Origin of the sequence: Hydrogenophaga sp. (assembly GCF_048549895.1) — a bacterium.
Classification (GTDB): Bacteria; Pseudomonadota; Gammaproteobacteria; order Burkholderiales; family Burkholderiaceae_C; genus Hydrogenophaga.
Genome location: NZ_JBLYYB010000037.1, coordinates 22255 through 46992, shown reverse-complemented (window position 1 = coordinate 46992; position 24738 = coordinate 22255). Strand labels below are relative to the sequence as shown.

The following is a 24738-nucleotide window of genomic DNA, read 5'->3' as shown; positions in this document are numbered from 1 at the left end:
ACGCCATGAAGCCCAACGACCTGCCATCCTCATCATCGACGCCGTCCACCGCCTGGACCCTCGCGCGCCGCGCCGCGCGCATGAACCCCTCGGTGATCCGCGAGCTGCTCAAGCTCACCGAGCGCCCGGGCATCATCAGCTTTGCCGGTGGCCTGCCCTCGCCCGACACCTTCCCCATCGAAGCCATGCGCGAAGCCTGCGACCGCGTGTTGCGTGAAGACGGCCGCAGCGCGCTGCAATACGCCGCCAGTGAAGGTTACGGCCCGCTGCGCGAGTGGGTCGCGGCCAGCCTGCCCTGGGCGGTGGATCCGGCGCAGGTGCTCATCACCACCGGCAGCCAGCAAGGCCTGGACCTCGTGGCCAAGGTGCTGATCGACAGCGGCAGCCGCGTCCTGGTGGAAACGCCCACCTACCTCGGCGCGCTGCAGGCCTTTTCGCCCATGGAGCCACAGATCGAAGGCGTGGCCAGCGACGCCGAAGGGGTGGACGTGGACGCCTTGCTGCAGCAGCTCGGCGCGGGCGACGACCAGCCCGAGAGCATGGAGCGGCGCCGCCTGCTCACACTCGACCTCGACCCAGCCAGCAGCCCCGTTGCAGCGCCGCGTTTCCTCTACGTGTTGCCCAACTTCCAGAACCCGACCGGCCGCAGCATGGGCCTGGCCCGGCGCCAGGCGCTGGTGGCCGCGGCCGCGCGCGTGGGCTTGCCGCTGGTGGAAGACAACCCCTACGGCGACCTGTGGTTCGATGAGCCACCGCCCACGCCGCTGACCGCGCTCAACCCCGAAGGCTGCATCTACCTCGGCTCGTTCTCCAAGATCCTCGCGCCCGGCCTGCGGCTGGGCTTCATGGTAGCGCCCGCCAGCATCTACCCCAAGCTGCTGCAGGCCAAACAGGCGGCCGACCTGCACAGCCCCAGCTTCAACCAGCGCGTGGTGGCCGAGGTGCTCAAGGACGGTTTTCTGGACCGCCACGTGCCCACCATCCGCGCGCTCTACAAGCGCCAGTGCCAGGCCATGCTCGCCGCGCTGGACAACGAAATGGCGGGCCTGGACGTGCGGTGGAACGAGCCCGACGGCGGCATGTTCCTCTGGCTGCGGCTGCCCGAGGGCATGAACGCCACCGAGCTGCTGCCCAAGGCGGTGGAACACGGCGTGGCCTTCGTGCCCGGCAGCGCCTTCTACGCCGACCACGCCGATCCGCGCACCCTGCGCCTGAGTTTTGTCACGGCCAGCGTCGAACAGATCGCCAGCGGCATCGCCGCACTGGCCCGAACCATCCGCGAGCAGCAGGGCACCTGAGCCATGACCCCACGCGCGTTTCAACAAGTCGACGTCTTCACCGACACGCCCTACCTCGGCAACCCGCTGGCGGTGGTGCTCGATGGCACCGGTCTGTCCACCGAGGCCATGCAGCGCTTCACCGACTGGACCAACCTCTCGGAGTGCACCTTCGTGCTGCCACCCACGGACGCTGGCGCCGACTACCGCGTGCGCATCTTCTGCCCGGGGCGCGAACTGCCGTTCGCCGGCCACCCCACGCTGGGCACCTGCCACGCGTGGTTGCAAGCCGGGGGACAGCCGCGCGGCGAACACGTGGTGCAGGAATGCGGCGTCGGCCTCGTTCCCATCAAACGCGATGGCAACCGGCTGGCGTTTGCGGCACCACCCTTGCGCCGCAGCGGTCCGCTCGATGAAGCCGACGTGGCGCTGATCGCGCGTGGCCTGGGCATCCCGCGCGACGACATCGTGGCGCACGCCTGGTGCGAAAACGGCCCACCCTGGCGCGGCGTGATGCTGCGCACCGCCGAGCAGGTGCTGGCGCTGAAGCCGAACGCCGCCGTGCTCGCGGGCCTGGACATCGGCGTGGTCGCACCGCAGCCCGCGGGCGCGGACACCGCGTTCGAGGTGCGCGCCTTTTTCCACACCCACGACACGCTGAGCGAAGACCCGGTGACCGGCAGCCTCAACGCCGCCGTGGCGCAGTGGCTCATCGGCGCCGGGCTGGCGCCCGAGCGGTACGTGGCCGCGCAGGGCACGGCCATGGGCCGCGCCGGGCGCGTGCACATCGAGCGCGATGGCAGCGGCAGCATCTGGGTCGGCGGCACGTCGGTCACCTGCATCAGCGGTCAGGTGGTGCTGTGACGCCGCGCATCGACCACCTGGTGGTGGCCGCGCGCACGCTGGACGAAGGCGTGGCCTGGTGCGAAACCACGCTGGGCGCTACCCCCGGCCCGGGCGGTGAACACCCCTTGTTCGGCACACACAACCGGTTGCTCAAGCTCGATGACGGCAGCGACAGGCCGCCCTACCTGGAAATCATCACCATCAACCCCAAGGCCACGCCCACGCGCGGCGCCGGGTTCAAGCGCTGGTTCGACCTGGACGACGCGGCGCTACAAGCGCGGCTGACGCAAGACGGACCGCAACTGGTGCACTGGGTGGCCAGCGTGCCCGACATCGACGCGGCACTGCTGGCCTTGCGGGCCATCGGCATCCAGCGTGGGCCGGTGGTCAGCGCCTCGCGTGAAACGCCCCACGGCCTGCTGCAGTGGCGCATCAGCGTGCGCGACGACGGCCAGCGGCTCTTCAACGGTGTGCTGCCCACGCTCATCCAGTGGGGCTCGGTGCACCCCACCCAACACATGCCGGCCAGCGGCATTTCGCTGCGCCAGTTGCGCCTGCGGCACGCGGGAGCGGCCGGCTTGCGCGCGGCACTGCAGGCGTTGGGTCTGGACGGCATGAGCGTGGTGGATGGCCACGGGGGGCCGGCCAGTCTCTCGGTCGAGCTCGACACCCCGACGCGGGGGAGCATCCACCTGCTATCCCCGCCCTGAAACGTTCAAACCGGTTCCGAGCGAACCAGCCGTGCGACCACCTCGCAGAAGGCCTCGACCGCATCGGTCTTGAACACCACCTCGCGCACCCCGGCGGCCTTGGCCTCGGCCTGCAACTCGTCGGTGATGTAGCCCGAGGCCACGGCCACCGGCAGCTTCGGGTTGATCTCGAGCACGGCCCTGGCCACCTCCAGCCCCGACATGCCGGGCATGTTGAAGTCGGTCAGCAGCAGCTGAAACCCGTCGGGCGAGGCCCGCACCGCGTCGATGGCCTGGGTCTGCGACGTGACCGCCGTCACACGGTAGCCCCGGCGCTCCAGCAAACGGCGCACCAGAAACACCAGCGTGTCGTCGTCGTCGAGGTAGAGGATGTGGGAGGGAACCGCGGAGGGATCTTCGGCCATGGCTGGGTCGGATGGAGTGCTTGGAACGGAGGGGCGTACTGTCGCGATGAAACCCATTGTGACGGGTTCAAGTGGCGCCTGGGCAGTGGTTGATTCAGGGTCTGCGGTTATCCGGCTGACAGCGGCGGGGAAAAACAGGGTGAATGCGGTGCCCCGACCGGGCTGGCTGTCAACCTCGATGGCACCCGCATGCACCTGCACGATGCCCAGCACCACCGGCAGACCCAGACCCGTGCCCTGGCCCACCGCCTTGGTGGTGAAGAAGGGCTCGAAGATCCGGTTGCGAACCGCCTCCTCCATGCCGCTGCCGTTGTCGCTCACGCTCAGGCGCACCGCGTCCACGCCGAGCCGGGCGCAGACCTGGGCCAGCTCGGAGGGCAACAGGGGCGAGTCGCTGGCCAGTGCGTCGATGCGGCATTCGATGCGCCCGGGCTGTCCGTCCAGCGCATGGATGGCGTTGGTGCAGAGGTTGACGATCACCTGTCCGATCTGGGTGGCATCGGCTTCGATGCACGGGGTGCCGGGCGCGCACACCTGCACCAGCTCCACCTGCGGCGGCAAGGCGCCGCGCAGCAGCGCACACGACTCGGCCAGGATGCTGCACACATTCACCCGCTTGCGCTCCACCGGCTGCTGGCGGCTGAAGGCCAGGATCTGGCGCACCAGTTCGCGCCCGCGGCGTGCGGCGGTGCTGATCTCGTGCAGGCTCTCGCGCGCCTCGGCCCCGGGCGGCAGATCCTGGCGCGCCAGGTCGGCGTTGCCCAGGATCGCGGCCAGGATGTTGTTGAAATCGTGCGCCACGCCGCCCGCCAGCGTGCCCAGCGCCTCCATCTTTTGCGACTGCGCGAGCTGTGCCTGCAGGTGCTTTTGCTGGGCCTGCGCGTTCTTGAGCGAGGTGATGTCGATGAAGGTCAGCACCACATGCCGCAGGCCGCCTTGCGCGTTGTTCTCGGGGTAGGCGTTGCACAGAGCCCAGTGCACGCCCTGGCCCTCGCCCTGCGGCATGCCGATCACCACGCTGCGCACCGGCAAGCTGGTGGCGAGCACACGTTCGAAGGGCATTTCGTGGCGGCGCATCGGCTGCCCGTCTTCCCTGAGCATCTGCCAGCCTTCCACCGAAGGCTCGGGCAGGGCGGGATTGGCCCCGCCTGCGCCCCAGCCCAGAAAACGCCGGGCGGCGGCGTTGATGCTGGACAAGGTGTGGTCGGGGCGGAACACGATCACACCGGCGCTGAGGTTGTCGATCAAGGCGCGTGAATCGGCTTCGCGCATCAGCAGGCCCTGGCGCGCCTTGTCGCCGTCCAGGCGCAGCCGGTACGACACCAGCGCGCCGTACAGCACCACCCGCAGCAATTTGGTGAGCAGGAAGAAGAAGATGAACGGTGGCGTCACCTCGGCCTGCGACCAGCCACCGAACCTCAGGGACACGGCAAAGCCCACCACGCCCAGGAACTCCACTGTCGTGAGCCACCTGAGGGCCACCATCTCGGGCACGCGGCCCTGCGGGTCGGCCCGCCGGATATCGAACAGGCACAACACCGTGATCGCCATCATCGACGCGATGAAGACACCCTGGCGCACGACCAGCACATCCCACTGGACCAGGAAGTACAGCGTGACGCAGAAGAACGCCAGGCTGACGGCCAGAATGGGCAGCAGGGGTCGGGGCATGCCGACGTAGCTGCGAAAACCCATCCAGGCGCACAGGGCGCTGACCATCAGCGCGGTGTTGCCCAGCGGAAACGTCAGCGCATCGGGCAAACCGCCGCGCGACAACAGCATGACCGAGCCCACGATGCCCAGCAGCGCCGACACCGACCACCACCCCGGGCCACCGATGGCAGGGTAACGGCGCATCTGCGCCCAGAAGGCCAGCGCAATCAGGAGATCGATGCCCACCCGCAGAGCCAGCAGGGTCGGCAAATCAAAAATCATGGATCAGGGAATGAATCGGCATACCAAAACATTGAAGCACAGACGGCCCGCCACAGCGGACGGAAAAGCGCCACAAAGGCAGGGGTGTTCCGCGCACTCCACACCCCGGGCAGACGCCTGCGCGACTGCCCGGGGTGTGGCCAGTCGCTGCCGGGACAAAGTGTGGCCGAGTCGCTGACCCAGAATGCCCCACATGGGAACGCTCTACCTTGTGCGCCACGGCCAGGCCTCGTTTGGTGCGGACGACTACGACCAGCTCAGCGAGCTCGGCCAACGCCAGAGCCGCCGACTCGGTGAGCACTGGGCCGAGCGTGGTGTGGTGTTCGACGCCGTCATCACCGGCACGCTCAAGCGCCACGCCCAGACCTGGGCCGGCATCGCCGAAGGCGCGAAGCTGAACCACGCGCCGCTGGCCTGGCCCGGCCTCAACGAGTACGACAGCGAAGCCGTGATCCGCGCGATCCATCCGCAGCCGCTGCAAAAGCCGCGCAGCGCCGAAGAAGCACCCGAGCTCTACCGCCACCATTTCCGCTTGCTGCGCGACGGCCTCACGCAATGGATGGCCGGCACGGTGAGCCCGCAGGGCATGCCCAGCTACACCGACTTTGTGCACGGCGTCACCAGCGCGCTGGACCACGTGCGGGCCAGCCACTTCGAGAAAAACGTGTTGCTGGTCTCCAGCGGCGGGCCGATCTCCACCGCCGTGGGCCACGTGCTGGGCCTGAGCCCGGAGGCCACGATCGAGCTGAACCTGCGCATCCGCAACAGCGCGGTGACCGAGTTCCAGTTCAACCCCAAGCGACACACGCTGCTGACCTACAACACGTTGCCGCACCTGGACCACCCCGACTACAAGGGCTGGGTGACCTACGCCTGAGATCAGGTCGGGTGCAGGCGCTGCGGCAGCGCCGGATGGTCGCTGGTCTCGTCCACGATGCGTGCCCAGTCCGTGACCTGGAACTGCGAGGAATACGACCAGGCCTTGTCCCAGTAGTTCTGCAGGAACGCTTGCGTTTCAGCTTGTCCCTCCACAATGAAGCCGAACTCCTGCATGCCGAAGGGGTTGAAGGGCATGGCGTAGGCGTTGTCTGAACCGAAGTAGAAGCCCAGCTCATCGATGATCATGACCTTGGCGTGGTTGGCCGGCTCCAGCGCCTCGCCGGTGTTGTTGCGCCACAGCCAGCTTTGGGCAGCCGGATCATCGGGTTGCCGGTCGTACACACGCGTTGGCCCAATGTGCAGGTTCTTGGCCAGCAAGTCGATGAGTTCGTTGCGGGGTATCCCGGGTCGCGCATCGCGGACGGCCTGGGCAAAGTGCCGCGCAGTGGCCTCGATGCCGTCTCCGCTGTAGGAGTCGCGGGTCTGCGTGGTGGCGCCCGTGTCGGAAATGATGAGGCTCAGTTCCTTGCCCGCGAGGATGTGGTCGCGCAGCACCGGGAAAAACTGCAGGTCGTATTCCCCCAGGGGAGAACCCCCGAGCATCTGCTGCGACAGGCGCACATGCCCGTCGGCCATTTGCACAGCGAGCATCCGGGCCAGCAGGCTGGCGTTGTCGGACGGCGCCAGCGGAAACAGTGGCTCCAGTTGAATGCCGGCACGCCCCACCGCCAGCATGCGGGTGGCGCCCACCGGCGGCGCGGTGTTGTCAAAGACGACCCGGGGAGACGGCCCGATCGACCCTTGAAAACCCACCCGGCTCCAGAACAGTGGCGGCGTTTCCTCGCGTGGTGCATTGGGGTCCGTCCACATCCGGTTCCAGACGTTGTTGATGAAGGACTCCCCCACCCGGGCGGCGGGGCCGGAGAACCGGAAGGACACATCGCTCACAGGCGCGAACTGCGTGTAGTCGTCGGACCAATAGTTGTGTCCACCCGAAATGACCCGCTGCCCATCCACGATCAACAGCTTGGCGTGGTTCCAGCTGGTGGCCCAGGTCTGCATGGCCGCCACGTGCACGCTGATGCGGCGCTCCACCGGCAGCCCCAGGCTGCGGATGAAATCGTCGATGGCCACCACCGGATCGAGCAGCGGCTGGATGGGGAAATAGAACCCGGCGGTGATGCGCATGCGAAGCTCGGGTACTTTTGAGCGCAACAGGCCGTTGCGAATGGCCGTGAAGAACCTGCCGCTGGGGAAGGGGTAGAGCACCGAGATGTCGACCGTGGCGGTCGCGGTGGCGATGAGATCTTCGATGGCGGTGGTCAGGTTGACGGCCGCCGGAACGTAGTCGAAGACCGCGGGGTTGTGGCCCCAGAGCTGGGGGGTGTCGAGTTGCTGCTCGATCTGGTTTCCGTCGGTGATGGCGTAGAACCTGCCGTCACCCTGGGTACCTGCCGCGCGCAGGGCCTGGTAAATCGCGTCGATGGACAACATGGGTTTCTCCAAAGTGATGCCGCCTCGCTTGGATGTGGCAGCGGTTGCACAAACCTGTGGCGCGTTGGCACGCCCAACTCAATCGATCAGGCCGCCTGAGTCATGAAAGGGGTAGGGGCCGTCGTACTCGCCCGACGCCGCCAGGTGCGTCACCAAGCGCTCGCCGTTCCAGGCATGGACCCGAAACCCGGGGGGCTCCAGCATCCAGGCCGACGGCGCATGGGCATCGAGATCGAGCGCGACCTGGTGGGCTGGTGCGGGCGACGTCGAGGCGATCGTTCCGCCAAAGCGCACGTCGATCGCCCGATGCAGGTGGCCGCAGATGACCCGCTCCACGTTGGGAAAACGGGCCACCAGTGCCTCCAGCGCAGCGGCACCTTCCAGCAATCCGATCTGGTCCATGTGGCCGATGAGCGTGCGAAAGGGCGGATGGTGCATGGCGATGACCACCGGCTCGTGGCGGCTCGCTTCGAGCTGGGTCTCCAGCCAGGCCAGCCGGTCGTCGCACAGCGCGCCGTGGCTCTGGCCTGGCACGCAGGTGTCGATCGCGAGCAGGCGCAGACCGCCCACGTTCACGCTGTACTGGATGAAGCCGTCCCGGCCGAGGTAGGTGTGGGCCGGGAAGCTGCGGCGCAACTGGTCGCGCTCGTCGTGATTGCCAGGCATCAGGTACACCGGCATGCTCAGCGGCGCGAGCAGCTGCGCCAGGTGCGTGTACTCCTCGGCGCGTCCAAAGTCGCTGAGGTCGCCGGTGATCACGACCGCATCGGGGCGCTGGCGCAAGCGCAGCACGCTCTGAACCGCGCGCTGCAAACAGGGCGCGGTGTCGATCCGCCCATACGCCAGACGGCCCGGCTCGCGGATGTGCAGATCGGTCAGCTGCACCAGACAGATCGGCTTCATGCGCTGGCCTCCTGGCAGGCCATGAGGTGCTGCGGCGCGATGCGGATGCCGATCTCGTCGCCGGCCTGAAACACCGTGTCGCGCGCCACATCCACCAACAATCCCGCCTGATCAGCCGCATGGAGGCGCAGCTGGACCCGGTCACCCAGAAAGGTCCGCTGCTCGACCCTGGCGGCGCCCCATCCCGGCTGCCCGACAGGTCCCACCTCAATGTCCTCCGGGCGCACGAGCAAGGTGGTGTGGCTGCGCCAATCGGGGGGACAGGCCAGGGTCGCACCACCCAACGCCACCAAGCCCTGTGCGACCGCGCCGGGCGTGCGTTGCAGACGGTTCACCCGACCCAGGAACTCGGCCACAAACGGATGAATGGGTGCGCGGTACAGGTCTTCGCCGCGGCCGATTTGCACGACGACGCCAGCGCGCATGACGGCCAGCCGGTCGGCAATGGCCATGGCCTCTTGTTGGTCGTGCGTGACGTGGATGGCCGTGATGTGCAGCCGGCGCAGCAGCTCGGCCAGTTCGCCGCGCAACGACTCCTTGAGCTTGGCATCGAGCGCGGCCAAGGGTTCGTCGAGCAACAGCACGCGCGGGCGCACGGCCACGGCGCGCGCCAGGGCCACACGCTGGCGCTGCCCGCCCGACAACTCACCGGGTCGCTTGCTCTCCAGACCGTTCAGCCGCGTGAGCTCCACCAGTTCACCGACCACGCGTTTTTCTTCTGCCGCAGCAACGCCGCGAATGCGCAGACCGTAGCCGATGTTGGCCGCCACACTCATCTGCGGAAACAGCGCGTAGCTTTGGAACACCATGCCCACGCCGCGCTGCTCCACCGGCCGTTGCGTCACGTCCTGGTCACCGAAGCGGATGCGCCCGCCGTCGTCGAGCGTCTCCAGGCCGGCGATCAAGCGCAGCAGCGTGGTCTTGCCGCAGCCCGACGGGCCGAGCAGCGCGAGCACCTCGCCGGGCTCGACCTGCAGGCTGGTGGGTTGCAGGCCGCGTGTGCCGTCGTCGTAGGTCTTGGAGCAGTGGTCCACAAAGACGGGAATGCGTTCAAGTTTCATGGCGCTTTTGCATGAGTTGGGCGAGGGACTGAAGACCCCACAGCACCGGAAGGATGACAACGAAGAAAACCAGCGTGTAGGCCGATCCGATCTCCAGCCGCATGGAGGCGTAGCTGTCGGCCAGGCCCACCGGCAACGTTCGGGTGAGCGGCGTGTGCAGCATCCAGGTGAGGTTGAACTCGCCGACCGACAGCGTGAACACCATCAGACTGCCAGCCACGATGGCGGGGAACACCGCAGGCACCAGGATGCCGAGAAAACGCTGGCGAAAGCTCGCGCCCAGCGTGCGTGCAGCCTCCTCCAGTGCCAGCAGGTCGTGGCGCTGGAAGGCCGAGGCCACGGTGCGCACCATGAAGGGCAACGTAAACACCATGTGGCCGACGAGGATGAATGCGAAGCTCTGTCGAAAAGCCGTGATCTGCCCGTAGGCCAGGATGAGCGCCAGCGCAGTGGCCAGCCCCGGCACCGCCACCGGCAATGTGAGCAACTCCTCGAAGATGCGCGCGGCACGCGAGCGGCTGCGCGCCAGCGCATAAGCGCAGGGAACACCCAGCAGCACGGTGCCAACGACGCAAACCAACGCCAGCACCAGCGACCACCCCACGGTGCCCCCATAGACCTCCCAGACCTCGACGAACCAGCGCGTGGTGAGCCCACTTTTCAAGCCGACGCTGTGGTTGTTGACCAGACCCGCCATGACCGACAGCAGCATGGGCGCGATCATGAAGAAACTCACGATGGCCGTCACCGCGAACAGGAAAGGTGCCTTGTTGTGCGTGTTGTGTCGCATGCATCCTCCTCAGCGAACCACCGGGCTGCCGCCGACATGGCGAGCCACGAACAGCACCAGCCATGTGACGATGCCCAGCGCGATCGACAGCGACGCGGCGAGCGCGAAGTTGGCGTAGTTGGTGAACTCGTTGTAGATGGTGATCGGGATCACCTCGAACTTGCTGGCCAGCGTGAAGGCCGTGCCGAAGGCGCCCATGGAGGTGGCAAACAAAATGGCTCCACAGGCCAGGATGGTGGGAGCGAGCTCGGGCAACCACACATCGCGCACCACACGCATGCGCGACGCACCCAGCGAGCGGGCCGCTTCTTCGAGCTGCAGGTTCATCGATTCCGCAGCCGCGGCATAGGTGGCGATGGCCCGCGGCAGCGAGAAGTAGAGGTAGGCCAGAAACAGGCCGAGCAGACCGTAGGCAAACGTGATGCGTTCACCCGCCAGCGCGTCGGAAATGTCGGCCACCAGCCCCTGCCGGCCACCCAGCAAGATCACGAAAAAGCCGATGATCACGCCGGGGAACGACAGGGGCAGCGTGAGCAGCGACAGCAGCACCCGCTTGCCCATGAACTCGCGGCGCGCGAGGTACACCCCCACAGCGCCGCCGAGCACCAGCGTGACCAGCGTCACCCCCAGCGACAACAACACGGTGTTGACCATGCTCTGGAGGTAACGGCTGTCGGTCAGCACCGCAAGGTAGGTAGACCAACCCTTCTGCGCCGGCAGCGCCAGCAGGCTCAGCACCGGCAGCAACCAGAACATCAGAAAGAAGGCGGCTGCTGGTGCCGCGCAGGCCAGCAGCCGCCAGCGCTGGCGCGAGGTCAACGCACTTCTTTCAGGTAGCGGTCAGAGAAGGCGCGCTGGGCGGCGGCCATGCGGTCGTAGTTCACCGTCTTGGCACGGGCGTACTCGGTGGCTGGGAGGAACTGGGCCTCCACGTCCTTGGACATCGCCACCGCGCGCACCGGGCGGAGATACGCCTTGGCCCAGATCGCCTGGCCCTCGTCCGACAACACGAAGTCGAGCACCTTCTTGCCCTCGGCGGTGTGCGGCGCTTTGGCCACCAGGCTCATCACATAGGGAACGACCACCGTGCCTTCGGTCGGGATGACAAAAGCGACGTTGGCTTTGTCCTTGTACTTCGCGCGGTAGGCATTGAAGTCGTAGTCGAGCAGGATGCCGATCTCGCCCGACAGCAGGCGCGCGTACGACGTTTGTTTGGGCACGATGGGCTCGTTGGCCTGCAGCGCCTTGAAGTAGTCGATGGCCGGGCCGAAGTTGTCCAGCGTGCCGCCGCGCGCTTCGTTGACGGCCACCGCGCCCACGTAGCCGACAAAAGCCGATGCGGGATCCAGATAGCCGACCAATCCTTTGTAGTCGGGCTTGAGCAGGTCCGCCCACGACTTGGGCACCGGCTTGCCCTTGAGCGCGTCCACGTTGACCATGAAGCCCAGCGTGCCGGAATGGATGCTGAACCAATGGCCCGCAGGGTCCTTGAGCCCATCGGGAATGTCTTTCCAGTTGGCGGGTTGGTAGGGCGCGACCACGCCGTCTTTCTGCGCCTGGATGGCGAAGGTGACGCCGAGGTAGGTCACGTCGGCCACGGGGCTGGCCTTCTCGGCCACCAGCTGCGCCAGGGCCTGGCCGGAGTTTTTGTTGTCGGCCGGCACCGTGATGCCGGTCTTGGCCTTGATGGCGCGCAGTTGCGAGCCCCAGTCCGCCCATTCGGTCGGGCAGTTGTAGCAAATGGCGGTCTGGGCCATGGCGACCGAGCCTGTGAAGGCAACGGCGAACAAACCGGCGCGGGTGATGCGCTGAAGGACAGATGGCATGAGGGCTCCTTGAATGAACAACAAAGACCTCATTCAATCAACTCAATGTGACGAAATGATGTCTTTGGTTGGCAATCAAGGAGCGTGCTGCGCACCCCTGCACGGCGGCCGGCGAAGGCCGGCCAGGGAGACCGTCAGGGCAGGGTCCGCTGGGACAGCGTGTCGGCGGGCAGCCGATCGATCTCGCCCAACAAACGCGCCAGCGAGCGCCCCGCCGCTTCCAGCATGGCGTGCCCCTTCTCGGCCGTGGCGGCCGCCGCGTTGCCCACCGCGCCGCACGCGTTGTAGTCCTGCATCTGCCAGCCGAGCTTGGCGCTTTTGCCGTTGCCCAGGATGCTGAACTGACCGGCACGCTCCTGAGACTTCGACGCGAAGTTCGCGGCGTGTTCCATGCGCACCCGCTCGGGGGCAATGGCCAGCATCAGCGACGTCTCGATCTCGCCGCCGTGGATGCCGAAGCGGTGTTCTTCATGGCTGAACATCGCGTTCAGATCGCGGCCCTCGGCGTCCAGCAGCGGCAGGTGAAACCAGTTCACGCTGTAGACCAGCAGCCCCAGGCGCGCGCGCAGGTCGCGCGCCACCACGTCCAGCAAACCGACCTGCCCGCCGTGCGCGTTGAAGAGCACCAGCTTCTTCACCCCACTGGCGGCCACGCATTCGCCGATCTCGGTCCACAGGCGCAGCACGGTCTCGGCCTTGAGCGTGAGCGTGCCGCCAAAGCGGGCGTGTTCGGGTGAGTAGCCAGCGGCCTGCGTGGGCAGAAAGAGCGCGGGCAGATCGGGTGCGATGTGGGGCAGGCTGGCAGCCACCACGCCGTTGGCGATGTCCGTGTCCACCGACAGCGGCAGGTGCGGGCCGTGCTGCTCGATCGCGGCCACGGGCAGCACGGCGATGGCGCGCGCCAGGTCGAGCGACGCGAAGTCGGCGGTGCTGAGGTCGGACCAGAAGCGGTGGGGGCTTGTCATGTACCGATCTTACGGTCGGCATGCATCCCGTGGCAGGCCAGGGGCAGCGGCACGCGCTTCACGATCGATCCCCTGCACGCTTGCCTGCGGGGCAAACAGCACTGACTTATATTCAAAAGCCGTTTCACCCGCCAGCCCGAGGAACTTGGGCAGGCCCGGCGGCTCACACCGTTCGCCGTTACACACCCACGCACGATGCCGTCCACCTCCTCCCCCCGCATGTCTGCCGCCTTTCGCCTGCTCGGTGCCTGGCTGTTGGCTGTCGCCCTGCCCCTGGGAGCCGCTGCCCAAAGCCTGCTCGGCAACCCGACCGCAAGTGCGACCGTGGTGCAAAGCGATCAGGCGCGCGCCGAGATCGTGGCGCACGCGCCCGACGGCGCCGGACCGGGCCAGAGGGTCTGGGTCGGCCTGCAACTCACCCATGCGCCCGAGTGGCACACCTACTGGAAAAACGCGGGCGACTCCGGCCTGCCCACCGAGCTGCGCTGGACCCTGCCGCCCGGCGTGAGCGCGGGCGACATCGCCTGGCCCACGCCGCGCAAGTTCCCCATCGGCAACCTGGCCAACTACGGCTATGACGGCACCGTGGTGTTGCCGGTGCCGCTGAATGTGGCCGCCGATTTCAAGGGCGACGCCATCAACGTGCAGCTCTACGCGGCCTGGCTCGTCTGCCTCAAGGAGTGCATCCCGGAAGAAGGCAACTTCACGCTGAGCATTCCCGTGCAAGGTTCGACCGGCAGCTCTGGTGCGGCGTTCGCTGCGAGCTTCCAGGCCGCGCCCAAAGACCAGGCTGCGGCCGACAGCCGCCTGCAGCCCGAAGACGGGTTTCTCAACGTGTCGCTGGCCAACCTGCCCGCCGCCTGGCGCGGCAAGGCGTTGGAGTTCTATCCCGAGACCACCGGCCTGATCGAACCCGGCGCGCCCTGGACCCAGGCCTGGGACGGCGAGCGCTGGACCGCGCGCGTGCCGCTCTCGCCGCACCGCAGCGAAAGCCCCGCGCAGCTCGCGCTGGTGGTGGCCGAAGCCAATCCTCCCGGCTCTGGCCCGGGCTTGGCCGGCGCCCGTTTGGACGTGCCGGTCCAGGGCGCCTGGCCCGCGCCCGCACCGCTGCCCGCCGCCGTGCCCGACGCCTTGCAGGCCGCACTCGATGCCAACGCCGCTCGCGCCGCCGCACCTGTGAGCAGCGCCAGCTCGCTCACGCTGGGCGCGGCCTTGTTGGGCGCACTGCTCGGCGGCCTGATCCTCAACCTCATGCCCTGTGTGTTCCCGGTGCTGGCCATCAAGGTGATGGCGTTTGCCAAACACGCCAACGACCGCGCGGCCCACCGCGCCAACGGCCTGGCCTACAGCGCGGGCGTGGTGCTCTCGTTCACCGCGCTCGGTGCCCTGCTGCTCGGTCTGCGCGCCGCGGGCGAGCAACTCGGCTGGGGCTTCCAGTTGCAGAGCCCGGCCGTGGTGGCGGGGCTGGCCGTGCTGTTCACGCTGATCGGCCTGAACCTCGCCGGCCTGTTCGAGTTCGGCAACGTGTTGCCCAGCCGCCTGGCCAGCCTGCAGGCCAAGAACCCCACGGTGGACGCTTTCCTCACCGGCGTGCTGGCCACCGCCATCGCCTCACCCTGCACCGCGCCCTTCATGGGCGCCTCGCTGGGCCTGGCCATCGGTCTGCCGCCTGTGCAGGCGCTGGCCGTGTTTGCGGTGCTGGGCCTGGGCATGGCCCTGCCTTACCTTGCCGCCAGCTGGATACCGGCCGTGGCGCGCGCCCTGCCCCGCCCCGGCGCGTGGATGGACACCTTCCGCCGCGGCATGGCCTTCCCGATGTTCGCCACCGTGGTCTGGCTCCTGTGGGTGCTGGGCCAGCAAAGCGGCATCGATGGCGCGGCCGGCTTGCTCATGCTGCTGGTGGTGCTGGCGCTGCTCGTCTGGTCGCTCGGCTTGCGCGGCAAAAGCCGCGCGGCTCTGTCGGGCCTGTCCCTCGCTGGCCTCGTCTGGCTGGGTTGGACCCTCGGCCCCAACGTGACGCGCCTGCAGGAAACCACACCCGGTCAGACCGTGGCCACCGCGCAGGCCGGCGTGAGCTGGCAGGCCTGGAGTCCCGAAACGCAAGCCGCCCTGGTGGCCGAAGGCCGCCCGGTGTTTGTGGACTTCACCGCCGCCTGGTGTGTGACCTGCCAGTACAACAAGCGCACCACGCTGGCCGACGCCGCCGTGCTCGGCGACATCGCCGGCAAGAACGTGGCCCTGCTGCGCGCCGACTGGACGCGCCGCGACCCGGCCGTGACCGCCGCGCTGGCCACGCTGGGCCGCAACGGCGTGCCTGTGTACGCGATCTACAAGAACGGACAAGCGCCCCAGGTGCTGTCCGAAGTGTTGAGTGTGGAGGAGGTCCGCGCGGCGCTGTCCCGGCTCTGAGCCTGTGCTGTCGCCATCTTTGTTCCGCCATCAGGAGTCATCGCCATGCAACGCCGCCCCGTCATCGCCTTCGCTGCGCTCTCACCGTTCGCCAGCCTGCTGCTGCCCGCCACCGCCCAGGCCGCCAGCGTGGGCCAGGCCGCACCCGATTTCACCTTGATGAACACGGCGGGCCAGCCGGTGAAGCTCTCCCAGTTCAAAGGCAAACCCGTGGTGCTGGAGTGGAACAACCCGGGCTGCCCGTTCGTGAAAAAACACTACGAGGGCAACATGCAGGCGCTGCAAAAAGAGGTGGTGGCGCAAGGCGGTGTGTGGCTGGCCATCAACTCCACGCGCGACGACAGCGGCGACTACATGACCCCCGCCCAGCTCGGCCGCTGGATGACCGAGCAGAAAGCCAGCCCCACGGCCACGCTGATGGACGAAGACGGCAAGGTCGGCCAGGCCTATGCGGCGCGCGTCACGCCGCACATGTACATCGTGAGCGCGCAGGGCGTGCTGGTGTACGCCGGCGGCATCGACAGCATCGCCTCGGCCCGCGTGGACGACATTCCCAAGGCCACCAACTACGTGCGCCAGGCCATGGCCGAGATCAAGGCCGGCAAGCCGGTGAGCGTGGCGAACAGCCGGGCTTACGGTTGCTCGGTCAAATACCAGTCAGCCTGAACGCTTTCCCTTCTGCACGGGGGCCTTGTCACCCACGTTCAGCGCCCCGCGGTGCAGCCCGGATAATGGTCCGCATCGCAGACAACCCGCCGGACGCCCCATGCCCTTTGCTCCCCTGAAGAACGACACCTTCATTCGCGCCTGCCTGCGCCAGTCCACCGACCACACGCCCGTGTGGCTCATGCGCCAGGCGGGTCGTTATCTGCCCGAGTACTGCGCCACGCGCGCCAAGGCCGGCAGCTTCATGGGCCTGGCGACCAACGTGGACCACGCCACCGAGGTGACGCTGCAGCCGCTGGAGCGTTATGCGCTGGACGCGGCCATTTTGTTCAGCGACATCCTCACCGTGCCCGACGCCATGGGCCTGGGCCTGTCGTTCGCGCTCGGCGAAGGGCCGAAGTTTGCGAAGACCGTGCGCACCGAAGCCGACGTGGACACGCTGGCCGTGCCCGACATGAACAAGCTGCGCTACGTGTTCGACGCGGTCACCTCCATCCGCAAGGCATTGAACGGCCGCGTGCCGCTGATCGGCTTCTCGGGCAGCCCGTGGACGCTGGCCTGCTACATGGTCGAGGGCGGTGGCTCGGACGACTACCGCGCAGTCAAAACACTCATGTACAGCCGCCCGGACCTGATGCACCGCATCCTGGCCATCAATGCGGATGCGGTGGCGGCCTACCTGAACGCGCAGATCGATGCCGGCGCGCAGGCCGTGATGGTGTTCGACAGCTGGGGCGGCGTGCTGGCCGACGGCAATTTCCAGGACTTCAGCCTGACCTACACCAAACGCGTGCTGGCCCAGCTCAAGCGCGAGCACGACGGTGTGGTGATCCCGCGCATCGTCTTCACCAAGGGTGGCGGCCTGTGGCTGGACGACATGAAATCACTGGACTGCAATGCGCTCGGCCTGGACTGGACGGTGAACCTGGCCAAGGCGCGTGCGCAAGTGGGCGAGGGCCCGCAGGGCAAGGCGCTGCAGGGCAACATCGACCCCAATGTGCTGTTTGCGCAGCCCGGGCAGATCGACGCCGAGGTGGCGCGTGTGCTGGAGAGCTTTGGCACGCCGCACCAAGGCCCGGGCACGGGGGCCACCCACATCTTCAACCTCGGCCACGGCATCAGCCAGTACACGCCGCCCGAGCATGTGTCGGCTTTGGTGAACGCGGTGCATTCTCATTCGAAGCGCTTGCGCGCCATGCCCTGAGCCCGGGCCGGGAGCGCGGCAGGCGCTCCCGTTTTTGAAGCTTCATCCGCAGTTCGGGCGGGGCCTGCGGTGAACGCGCCAAGGCCTTTTCAGTAGTCCGAAAGGCGTCATGAAACCGTCATGACACCAGGGCTGCGGCGGGCTTTAACACAAAAATTGCCGAAAAACGCACTTGACAAGCTTCACTTATGCACAAAATTTGTGCTGCGGTGCGCCATGAACCCGACACCCCCGCACAAGCCACCCATCGCGCGGGATTCCTCCACAAGTTGTTGATTCATATAGGTTTTAACATCTGCTTTTTTTGCAGGCAGTTTAAGCAAAGCCTTGATTCTCAAGGGCTGCGGCACCGGAAAATGAACCTATCAACAAAGTTATCCACAGAAATTCTGGATATGTCCCGATGCTGAGCCAAATCAATGACTTACGCCATGTTTCGACAGTTCAACTGAGGAAGAACCGCTAACCATGGCTTTCTGGCCCAGCGTCGTGGTGGCCACCCCCGCCCACAGCGGGGTGGGGGCCTGCCTGACCTACCGAAGTGAGTTGTCGCTCGCGCCCGGCACGCTGGTGCGGGTGCCGTTGGGTGCGCGCGAGGTGCTGGGCGTGGTCTGGGACTGCCCGGCCACACCGCCCGAAGGCCTGTCTGAGGCGAAAACCAAACCGGTGGCCGGCGTGCTCGACGGCCTGCCGCCGCTCAACGACCGCTGGCGCCAGCTGGTCCAGTTTGCCGCCCGGTACTACCAGCGCAGCCTGGGCGAGGTGGCCCTGGCCGCGCTGCCGCCGCAGTTGCGCGACCTCAGCAACGTGCAATTGGCGCGCCGGCTCAAACGCCGCACCAAGGCCGGCGTGGACAGACCGGTGCCGGCGGGTGATGTGGTCGATGGCCACAACCTCAGCGACGAACAACGCCGGGCGCTGGACGCGCTGGCCGATGCGAAGGCGCCGGTGCTGCTGTTCGGCGCCACCGGCAGCGGCAAGACCGAGGTGTACCTGCAGGCCACGCAACGTGCGCTGCAGGCCCACACCGACGCGCAGGTGCTGGTGATGGTGCCGGAGATCAACCTCACGCCGCAGCTGGAGGCGCGTTTTCGCGAGCGCTTCGAGCCGCTGTGCGGCGCCGGTGCGGTGGTCTGCCTGCACAGCGGCATGACGCCGGCGCAGCGCCTCTCCAGCTGGCTCGCAGCGCACACCGGACAGGCGCGCATCGTGCTGGGCACGCGCATGGCCGTGCTGGCCAGCCTGCCGGGGCTGCGGCTGATCGTGGTGGATGAAGAACATGACCCGAGCTACAAGAGCCAGGAGGGGGCGCGGTACTCGGCGCGGGATCTGGCGGTTTATCGGGGGAAGGTGGAGACGGAGGCTTTGGTTCAAGAAGTTGAGCTGCTGCGGGCGGGCCCTCACCCCAGCCCTCTCCCAGAGGGAGAGGGCAGGGGTGAGGGCGTGAACGCCCCTCGTTGTCAGGTGGTGCTCGGCTCGGCCACGCCTTCGCTGGAGAGCTGGCATGCGGCCGATCAGGGGCGCTATGTGCGGCTGGCCATGCCGGCGCGCATTGGTGGCGGTGCCCTGCCGCGCCTGCGGCTGGTGGACATGAACCACCAGCCCAAGGGTGCCGTGCTTGCACCCCCACTGATCGCCGCCATGGCCGAGCGCATCGCGCGCGGCGAGCAGTGCCTGGTGCTGCTGAACCGGCGCGGTTACGCCCCGGTGCTGGCCTGCCACGACTGCGGCTGGAAGAGTTCCTGCCCGCACTGCAGCGCCTACCGCGTGTTCCACAAGCTCGACCGCACGCTGCGCTGCCACCACTGCGGCTTCACCGAACGCGTGCCGCGCGCCTGCCCCGACTGCGGCAACCTCGACATCGCGCCCGTGGGCCGTGGCACCGAGCAGGTCGAAGAGCAACTGGCCGCGCTGCTGGCCGATGTGAAACGCCCCGACGGTGCTCCAGCGCGCGTGGCGCGCATGGACGCCGACTCCACCCGCCTCAAAGGCAGCCTGGAGGTGCAACTCGCCACCATGCACAGCGGCGAGGTCGATGTGCTGGTCGGCACGCAGATGATCGCCAAGGGCCACGACTTCCGCCGCATCACCTTGGTGGCCAGCATCAACGCCGACTCGGGCCTGTTCGCCAGCGACTACCGAGCGCCCGAGCGGTTGTTTGCGTTGCTCATGCAGGCGGCGGGCCGCGCCGGGCGCGACGCTGCGCAGAGTGCCGCCAGCGAAATGTGGGTGCAGACCTGGTACCCGCAGCACCCGCTGTTTGCCTCGCTCAAGCAGCACGACTTTCCCGCGTTTGCCACCACGCAACTGGCCGAGCGGCTGAGCGCCGGCATGCCGCCCTATGGCCACCAGGCCCTGCTGCGCGCCGACGCCCGCACCCAGCAGGCGGCCCAGGCCTACCTGAACGCCGCCGCGCAGGCCGCCGTGGGCCTGCCGCACTTTGAAGACGTGACCCTGTACCCGGCGGTGCCGCTCACCATCCAGCGCGTGGCCAATGTGGAGCGCGCCCAGTTGCTGGTGGAAGCCGCCTCGCGCGGCGCGCTGCAGCGTTTTCTGTCGGCGTGGCAGCCGGTGCTGCTGGCCGGCCGCAGCCTGCCCGAGGCGCGCGGCCTGGTGCGCTTTGCGGTGGACGTGGACCCGCTGGCGATCTAGGACGGTGCGGCTGACGGGTCCACCGCAGGCTCGGGCGCCAGCGCCTCCAGCGTCTGCACCACGTCGCGGATCTTGAACGGGGTGAGCAGCAGGCGCAGCACCTCCAGTTGTTTGAGGCGCAAGGCCAGCGGGCCGTCACAGGCCGGCGCCAACACCACCACCGGGATGTCGGCCCGGCTCGGAAACTCGCCCGCCCGCAGACGGGTGAGCAATTCCAGCGCGGCCTCGGTGTCGGCCAGCGACAGCACGAGCGCGTCCACTGCCGTCTCGGTCAACACCTGAGTTCCCAGCGGCACACTGGCCGCCTGCTGCACCTGGGCGAGTTCAAGTTCACGGACGACCGCGGCCACCGTGCTGCGCACCACAGCATCGGGTTCCAGCACCAGCATCGAGTGGGTGGGTGAATGGAGCAGTTGGGTCATGTCGCAGCCTCCCGGCGCTGCAGTTCTTCAACCACCAGGGCGCGCAAGGCGCCAAGGATGGCCAGATCGATCCGGTCCATCTGGCGCGGTTGTGTGTCCATGACACACAGGGTGCCGACGATGTCGCCACTGGGCAAGCTCAGCGGGGCCCCGGCGTAGAAACGCACAAACGGCTCGCCCGTGACGAACGGGTTGTCGGCAAACCTCGGGTCGCGCGTGGCGTCGGGCACCACCATGGTGGCGGGTGCCATGATGGCGTGGCCGCAGAACGACGTGTCGCGATCGGTCTCGCAAAAGGACACGCCCACCTGGGCCTTGAGCCACTGGCGGTTCTCGTCCACCAGCGACACCATGGCCATGGGCACGTTGAATTCGGATGCCGCGAAGGCGGCAATGCGGTCAAACCGCTCTTCGGGTGGCGTGTCCAGCAGCAGCAAGGCCCGCAGGGCATGCAGCCGCTCGACATCGTTGCCCGGTCGGGGCGCTTTCATCATGAATATCTCCTCACGGACCCAGGGCCTGAGTTCAAAAAAAGGGTGTGGGTTCCCGACGCGTCAGATCATCAGCGTCACGGCCGCCGAGAACGTCAGAAACGCAGCGGCGGTCGTCACCAGGATGATGCGGGCAATGCGGCCGTTGTCCGCGCCAAAGCGCTCGGCCAGCAGCGAGACGTTGCTCGCACTCGGCAAGGCCGCCACCAGCACCATCACGGTGAGCGCCGCCGGCGACAGCGGCACACCGAGCTGGATCGCCCCCGTGCCCACCGCCAGCACGAGCAGCGGATGCAGCAGGAGTTTCATCAGCACCACCGGCACGTAGTCCGACAGCGGCATCGGGTGGTTGGACTGCATCTGCGCACGCGCCAGCACCGCGCCGATGGTGAACAGCGCCACCGGTGAGGCCGCATCGGCCAGCAACCACACGGTTTGCTCCACCGGCTTGGGCAAGCTGAATGCAGACGCAGAAGCCACCGCACCCAGGATGATGGACCAGGGCATGGGATTGGCCACCACGCCGCGCAGCGCCTTCTTGCCCGCGTCCAGCATGGCCCGACCGCCGTGGCCCTCGGTTTCGTCCAGGCGCGAGAGCGCGATGCACAACGAACTGGTGACCACCATGTCCACCAGAATCGTGAGGATCACCGTGCCCGCCACCTGCGGACCCAACAGCGCGGCCAGCAAAGGCACGCCCATGAACCCGGTGTTGGGAAAGGCCGCCACCAGCGCACCGATGGACGCGTCGTTCCAGCGGATGCGGGCGTTCAGCGTCATGACCACCGCAAACGCGACCATCACCAGGCCGCACAGCAGATACACCCCCATCACCGACGCATCGAGCAGGGCGGCAATCGGTGTGGTGGAGCCGAAACGGTAGAGCAGACAGGGCAGCGCAAAGTACAGCACAAAGCCGTTGAGCCCCGGGATCGCATCCAGCGGCAGCATCTTGCGCCGCGCGGCCACAAAACCGCCGAGCACCAGCGCAAAAAAAGGAAATGTGACGAGCAGGATGTGGAGCACGGGGGCGATTGTCTCAGGCAGCACAACCCCTGCTGCGCCAACCCCTCCCGGTATGATCCGACGCTGTGTTTTTGCTGCGCTGCCCGCCTCCTTTGCCCCCATGTCCAACGGCCTGAATCTCGCCCAACTCGAAGCCGTGAACCACCTGGGCGGGCCATGTCTGGTGCTGGCGGGCGCCGGGTCGGGCAAGACGCGGGTGATCACGCACAAGATCGGCCGGCTCATCCAGGCCGGCCTCGCGGCCGACCGCATCGCCGCCATCACCTTCACCAACAAGGCCGCCTCTGAGATGCGCGAGCGCGCCAAACAGCTGGTGGGGCGCGACGCGAAGAAGGTGCTGATCTGCACCTTTCATGCGCTGGGCGTGCGCCTGCTGCGCGAAGACGGCGCCGCACTGGGCCTGAAAAAACAGTTCTCCATTCTCGACACCGACGACATCACCAGCCTGCTCAAGGACTGCGGCGGCACCAACGACGCGGCCACCGCGCGCGGCTGGCAGTGGGCCATCAGCGCCTTGAAGAGCTCGGGCCTCAATGCCGCGCAGGCGCTGGCCCAGGCCAAGGACGAAAACGAGCGCGTGACCGCAACCATCATGGGGCGCTACGAGGAGCGCCTCACCGCCTACCAGAGCGTGGACTTCGACGACCTGATTTCCCTGCCGCTGAAGCTGCTGACCGAGCACCTCGATGTGCGCGAGCGCTGGCAGAAGAAGATGGGCCATGTGCTGGTGGACGAGTACCAGGACACCAACGCCACGCAGTACGAGCTGCTCAAGCTGCTGGTGGGCGAGCGCGCGCGCTTCACCGCCGTGGGCGACGACGACCAGTCCATCTACGGCTGGCGCGGCGCCACGCTGGACAACCTCAAGCGATTGCCGCAGGACTTTCCCGAGCTCAAGGTCATCAAGCTGGAGCAGAACTACCGCTCCACCAGCGCCATCTTGCGCGCGGCCAACAACGTGATCGGGCCCAACCCCAAGCTGTTCCCCAAAACGCTGTGGAGCGACCTCGGCGAAGGCGAGCCGGTGCGCGTGGTGGACGCCGACAACGAGGACCACGAGGCCGAACGCGCGGTGGCGCGCATCCAGAGCCTGCGCTCGAATTCACAGCACAAGGAGTTTCGCGACTTCGCCATTCTTTACCGCGCCAACCACATGGCGCGATCGTTCGAACAGTCGCTGCGCCGCGCGCAGATTCCCTACAAGGTCTCGGGCGGCCAGAGCTTCTTTGACAAGGCCGAGATCCGCGACCTCTGCGCCTGGCTGCGCCTGCTGGTCAACAACGACGACGACCCGGCGTTTCTGCGCTCGGCCACCACGCCCAAGCGCGGCATCGGCCACACCACGCTGCAGGCGCTGGGCAGCTTTGCCACGCAATACAAACTGAGCCTGTTTGAAGCCCTGTTCGCCAACTCGCTGAGCACCGCCCTGCCCGCGCGCGCCGTGGCCACGCTGCACGAGTTCGGCCGCGCGGTGAACGAGCTCGAGTACCGCGCCAAACACACCGTGGGCCATGAGGCCGCGCGCGCTTTTCTCACCGAATGGCTCAAGGACATTGCGTACGAAAAGCACCTGTACGACAGCGAGGACAACGAAAAGGTGGCGGCCGCGCGCTGGACCAACGTGATGGACTTCTGCGACTGGGTCGCCGGGCGCTGCGGCGGCCAGATCGAAGACGAGGCGGGTGTGCAGGTGGAGGCCGAACGCAAGAGCCTGATGGAGGTGGTGCAGACCATCGCGCTGCTCTCCACCCTCTCCGAACGCGAGAAGGACCAGAACGTGGTGACGCTGTCCACGCTGCACGCGTCCAAAGGCCTGGAGTGGCCGCACGTGATGCTGGTCGGTGTGAACGAAGGCCTGCTGCCGTTCAAGATGGACGAAGAACCCGGCCAGAGCGACGCGGCGGTCGAGAACATGGCGCAGCGACTGCAGGAAGAACGCCGCCTCATGTACGTGGGCATCACGCGCGCACAGCGCACGCTGGCCGTGAGCTGGCTCAAGCGACGCAAGAAAGGCCGCGAAAGCATTCCCGGCCAGGCCAGTCGCTTCATCAAAGAGATGGCGCTGGACCAGGCCACCACCAAAGAAGACCCGCGCGAGAAACTGCGCGCCCTGCGCGCCGAGTTTGCCCAGCGCGCCACCGACCAGGCCGCCCAAAAAGCGGCCGACACCGCACCATGAAGCCACGTCCACACCACTGGATCGCAACGGCAGCCCTGGCGCTGGCCGTCGGTCTGCCCGCCTCGGCCCAAACGCCCGCGACTGTCTGCACCGCGCCCGCCGACATGGCGCCCGCCCAGCTCTACGGCCTGTGGCAACTCGTGCTGTGGCCACAAGAGGGTGGCAGCGAAGCCGCGCCCGCGTCCACCGGCGCCTTGCTGTTCGAACGCCACCCCGAGTACCCGGGCAGCGTGCGCGGCAACCTCAAGCGCACGACACCCGGCAACGACCGCCAGGCGCTGGTCTCGGGCGATGTCACCAGCGGCGAGTTCAACCTCGACGAATCGGCCGACGGCGTGACCATGGACGCGGTGTGGGAAGGCAACGTGACGCCCTCCGGCTGCGGCCAGGAACTGCGCGGCATCCGCCGACCCGCCGAGGGCCGACCTGCGGGTGAGCTGGTGATGAACTTTGTGCTGAAAAAGGCGCCGGGCTGGCGCTGAAACCACAGTCCAACCTTGTCCGCGCAAGCCGCCGCATACCCATGCCGGTATGTCGAAGAGCTTTACAGCAATGTTGCGGAAAGTGCCTGGAAGCCATGCAAGTCATTGATATTTAAT

At 67.3% G+C, this 24738-nt stretch carries 21 protein-coding genes; 10 read left to right on the top strand and 11 right to left on the bottom strand.

The window, feature by feature from the left end:
• The first annotated feature begins 5 nt into the window (after window positions 1-5).
• The 3 genes from ACN4F8_RS03235 to ACN4F8_RS03225 are packed head-to-tail and all read left to right on the top strand — an operon-like array spanning window position 6 to window position 2833.
• On the top strand, window positions 6-1298 hold the full coding sequence (locus ACN4F8_RS03235; RefSeq protein ID WP_419472277.1) for a PLP-dependent aminotransferase family protein: 1293 nt from the start codon (window positions 6-8) through the stop codon (window positions 1296-1298).
• A 3-nt stretch (window positions 1299-1301) separates the two neighbouring features.
• Window positions 1302-2141, top strand: a complete 840-nt coding sequence (locus ACN4F8_RS03230; RefSeq protein WP_419472276.1) for a PhzF family phenazine biosynthesis protein — start codon at window positions 1302-1304, stop codon at window positions 2139-2141.
• The gene (locus tag ACN4F8_RS03225) at window positions 2138-2833 is read left to right on the top strand and encodes a VOC family protein (protein ID WP_419472275.1); all 696 of its coding nucleotides are present in this window, start codon (window positions 2138-2140) and stop codon (window positions 2831-2833) included. The genes ACN4F8_RS03230 and ACN4F8_RS03225 overlap by 4 nt, the downstream gene beginning before the upstream one ends.
• Window positions 2834-2838: 5 nt before the next feature.
• On the opposite strand, the gene ACN4F8_RS03220 is transcribed toward ACN4F8_RS03225, so the two are convergent.
• Entirely contained in the window at window positions 2839-5172 is a 2334-nt protein-coding gene (locus ACN4F8_RS03220) for a hybrid sensor histidine kinase/response regulator (protein ID WP_419472274.1), read from the bottom strand.
• 193 nt (window positions 5173-5365) lie between these two features.
• On the opposite strand from ACN4F8_RS03220, the gene ACN4F8_RS03215 reads away from it, so the two are divergent.
• Window positions 5366-6049, top strand: a complete 684-nt coding sequence (locus tag ACN4F8_RS03215; RefSeq protein WP_419472273.1) for a histidine phosphatase family protein — start codon at window positions 5366-5368, stop codon at window positions 6047-6049.
• Between the two features lie 2 nt (window positions 6050-6051).
• Here the strand turns inward: ACN4F8_RS03215 and ACN4F8_RS03210 are convergent, their stop codons facing one another.
• From ACN4F8_RS03210 to ACN4F8_RS03180, 7 genes are all read right to left on the bottom strand, one after another.
• Entirely contained in the window at window positions 6052-7545 is a 1494-nt protein-coding gene (locus tag ACN4F8_RS03210; RefSeq protein ID WP_419472272.1) for a hypothetical protein, read from the bottom strand.
• Between the two features lie 78 nt (window positions 7546-7623).
• Window positions 7624-8448, bottom strand: a complete 825-nt coding sequence (locus ACN4F8_RS03205) for a phosphodiesterase (RefSeq protein WP_419472271.1) — start codon at window positions 8446-8448, stop codon at window positions 7624-7626.
• Complete coding sequence (locus ACN4F8_RS03200; RefSeq protein WP_419472270.1) at window positions 8445-9509, bottom strand: ABC transporter ATP-binding protein; 1065 nt, start codon at window positions 9507-9509, stop codon at window positions 8445-8447. The genes ACN4F8_RS03205 and ACN4F8_RS03200 overlap by 4 nt, the downstream gene beginning before the upstream one ends.
• A complete protein-coding gene (locus ACN4F8_RS03195; protein ID WP_419472269.1) occupies window positions 9499-10299 on the bottom strand; it encodes an ABC transporter permease in 801 nt (266 codons plus the stop codon). Before ACN4F8_RS03195 ends, ACN4F8_RS03200 begins: the two co-directional genes overlap by 11 nt.
• A 9-nt stretch (window positions 10300-10308) precedes the next feature.
• Complete coding sequence (locus tag ACN4F8_RS03190; RefSeq protein WP_419472268.1) at window positions 10309-11118, bottom strand: ABC transporter permease; 810 nt, start codon at window positions 11116-11118, stop codon at window positions 10309-10311.
• A complete protein-coding gene (locus tag ACN4F8_RS03185; RefSeq protein ID WP_419472267.1) occupies window positions 11115-12125 on the bottom strand; it encodes an ABC transporter substrate-binding protein in 1011 nt (336 codons plus the stop codon). Before ACN4F8_RS03185 ends, ACN4F8_RS03190 begins: the two co-directional genes overlap by 4 nt.
• 134 nt (window positions 12126-12259) lie before the next feature.
• Window positions 12260-13090 (bottom strand): creatininase family protein, encoded by an 831-nt coding sequence (locus tag ACN4F8_RS03180; RefSeq protein ID WP_419472266.1) that lies wholly within the window; start codon window positions 13088-13090, stop codon window positions 12260-12262.
• Between the two features lie 219 nt (window positions 13091-13309).
• Here ACN4F8_RS03180 and ACN4F8_RS03175 point away from each other — a divergent pair, with 219 nt between their 5' ends.
• The 4 genes from ACN4F8_RS03175 (at window position 13310) to priA (ending at window position 20021) form a co-directional block, all read left to right on the top strand.
• Window positions 13310-15499 (top strand): protein-disulfide reductase DsbD family protein, encoded by a 2190-nt coding sequence (locus ACN4F8_RS03175; protein ID WP_419472265.1) that lies wholly within the window; start codon window positions 13310-13312, stop codon window positions 15497-15499.
• Window positions 15500-15544: 45 nt separating this feature from the next.
• A complete protein-coding gene (locus ACN4F8_RS03170) occupies window positions 15545-16165 on the top strand; it encodes a redoxin domain-containing protein (protein ID WP_419472264.1) in 621 nt (206 codons plus the stop codon).
• Window positions 16166-16265: 100 nt separating this feature from the next.
• Entirely contained in the window at window positions 16266-17369 is a 1104-nt protein-coding gene (gene hemE, locus ACN4F8_RS03165) for a uroporphyrinogen decarboxylase (protein WP_419472263.1), read from the top strand.
• A gap of 468 nt (window positions 17370-17837) precedes the next feature.
• Complete coding sequence (gene priA, locus ACN4F8_RS03160) at window positions 17838-20021, top strand: replication restart helicase PriA (protein ID WP_419472262.1); 2184 nt, start codon at window positions 17838-17840, stop codon at window positions 20019-20021.
• Here priA and ACN4F8_RS03155 read toward each other — a convergent pair.
• Genes ACN4F8_RS03155 through ACN4F8_RS03145 form a run of 3 tightly spaced genes read right to left on the bottom strand, consistent with a single transcriptional unit; the run spans window position 20018 to window position 21960 of the window.
• The gene (locus ACN4F8_RS03155; RefSeq protein WP_419472261.1) at window positions 20018-20443 is read right to left on the bottom strand and encodes a hypothetical protein; all 426 of its coding nucleotides are present in this window, start codon (window positions 20441-20443) and stop codon (window positions 20018-20020) included. The genes priA and ACN4F8_RS03155 overlap by 4 nt on opposite strands.
• The gene (locus ACN4F8_RS03150; protein WP_419472260.1) at window positions 20440-20937 is read right to left on the bottom strand and encodes a GAF domain-containing protein; all 498 of its coding nucleotides are present in this window, start codon (window positions 20935-20937) and stop codon (window positions 20440-20442) included. The genes ACN4F8_RS03155 and ACN4F8_RS03150 overlap by 4 nt, the downstream gene beginning before the upstream one ends.
• Before the next feature lie 60 nt (window positions 20938-20997).
• The gene (locus ACN4F8_RS03145) at window positions 20998-21960 is read right to left on the bottom strand and encodes an AEC family transporter (RefSeq protein ID WP_419472259.1); all 963 of its coding nucleotides are present in this window, start codon (window positions 21958-21960) and stop codon (window positions 20998-21000) included.
• Window positions 21961-22060: 100 nt separating this feature from the next.
• Here ACN4F8_RS03145 and ACN4F8_RS03140 point away from each other — a divergent pair, with 100 nt between their 5' ends.
• Together ACN4F8_RS03140 and ACN4F8_RS03135 are read left to right on the top strand one after the other, a co-directional pair.
• Complete coding sequence (locus ACN4F8_RS03140; RefSeq protein ID WP_419472258.1) at window positions 22061-24139, top strand: ATP-dependent helicase; 2079 nt, start codon at window positions 22061-22063, stop codon at window positions 24137-24139.
• Complete coding sequence (locus tag ACN4F8_RS03135; RefSeq protein ID WP_419472257.1) at window positions 24136-24621, top strand: hypothetical protein; 486 nt, start codon at window positions 24136-24138, stop codon at window positions 24619-24621. The genes ACN4F8_RS03140 and ACN4F8_RS03135 overlap by 4 nt, the downstream gene beginning before the upstream one ends.
• Window positions 24622-24738 lie beyond the last annotated feature (117 nt).

What these genes read in the sequence shown, in the direction of transcription:
- ACN4F8_RS03235 (WP_419472277.1), top strand. Translation starts at nt 6, where the DNA reads ATGAAGCCCAACGACCTGCCATCCTCATCATCGACGCCGTCCACCGCC.
- ACN4F8_RS03230 (WP_419472276.1), top strand. Translation starts at nt 1,302, where the DNA reads ATGACCCCACGCGCGTTTCAACAAGTCGACGTCTTCACCGACACGCCC.
- ACN4F8_RS03220 (WP_419472274.1), bottom strand. Translation starts at nt 5,172, where the DNA reads ATGATTTTTGATTTGCCGACCCTGCTGGCTCTGCGGGTGGGCATCGAT.
- ACN4F8_RS03215 (WP_419472273.1), top strand. Translation starts at nt 5,366, where the DNA reads ATGGGAACGCTCTACCTTGTGCGCCACGGCCAGGCCTCGTTTGGTGCG.
- ACN4F8_RS03210 (WP_419472272.1), bottom strand. Translation starts at nt 7,545, where the DNA reads ATGTTGTCCATCGACGCGATTTACCAGGCCCTGCGCGCGGCAGGTACC.
- ACN4F8_RS03205 (WP_419472271.1), bottom strand. Translation starts at nt 8,448, where the DNA reads ATGAAGCCGATCTGTCTGGTGCAGCTGACCGATCTGCACATCCGCGAG.
- ACN4F8_RS03200 (WP_419472270.1), bottom strand. Translation starts at nt 9,509, where the DNA reads ATGAAACTTGAACGCATTCCCGTCTTTGTGGACCACTGCTCCAAGACC.
- ACN4F8_RS03195 (WP_419472269.1), bottom strand. Translation starts at nt 10,299, where the DNA reads ATGCGACACAACACGCACAACAAGGCACCTTTCCTGTTCGCGGTGACG.
- ACN4F8_RS03185 (WP_419472267.1), bottom strand. Translation starts at nt 12,125, where the DNA reads ATGCCATCTGTCCTTCAGCGCATCACCCGCGCCGGTTTGTTCGCCGTT.
- ACN4F8_RS03180 (WP_419472266.1), bottom strand. Translation starts at nt 13,090, where the DNA reads ATGACAAGCCCCCACCGCTTCTGGTCCGACCTCAGCACCGCCGACTTC.
- ACN4F8_RS03175 (WP_419472265.1), top strand. Translation starts at nt 13,310, where the DNA reads ATGTCTGCCGCCTTTCGCCTGCTCGGTGCCTGGCTGTTGGCTGTCGCC.
- ACN4F8_RS03170 (WP_419472264.1), top strand. Translation starts at nt 15,545, where the DNA reads ATGCAACGCCGCCCCGTCATCGCCTTCGCTGCGCTCTCACCGTTCGCC.
- hemE (WP_419472263.1), top strand. Translation starts at nt 16,266, where the DNA reads ATGCCCTTTGCTCCCCTGAAGAACGACACCTTCATTCGCGCCTGCCTG.
- priA (WP_419472262.1), top strand. Translation starts at nt 17,838, where the DNA reads ATGGCTTTCTGGCCCAGCGTCGTGGTGGCCACCCCCGCCCACAGCGGG.
- ACN4F8_RS03155 (WP_419472261.1), bottom strand. Translation starts at nt 20,443, where the DNA reads ATGACCCAACTGCTCCATTCACCCACCCACTCGATGCTGGTGCTGGAA.
- ACN4F8_RS03150 (WP_419472260.1), bottom strand. Translation starts at nt 20,937, where the DNA reads ATGATGAAAGCGCCCCGACCGGGCAACGATGTCGAGCGGCTGCATGCC.
- ACN4F8_RS03140 (WP_419472258.1), top strand. Translation starts at nt 22,061, where the DNA reads ATGTCCAACGGCCTGAATCTCGCCCAACTCGAAGCCGTGAACCACCTG.
- ACN4F8_RS03135 (WP_419472257.1), top strand. Translation starts at nt 24,136, where the DNA reads ATGAAGCCACGTCCACACCACTGGATCGCAACGGCAGCCCTGGCGCTG.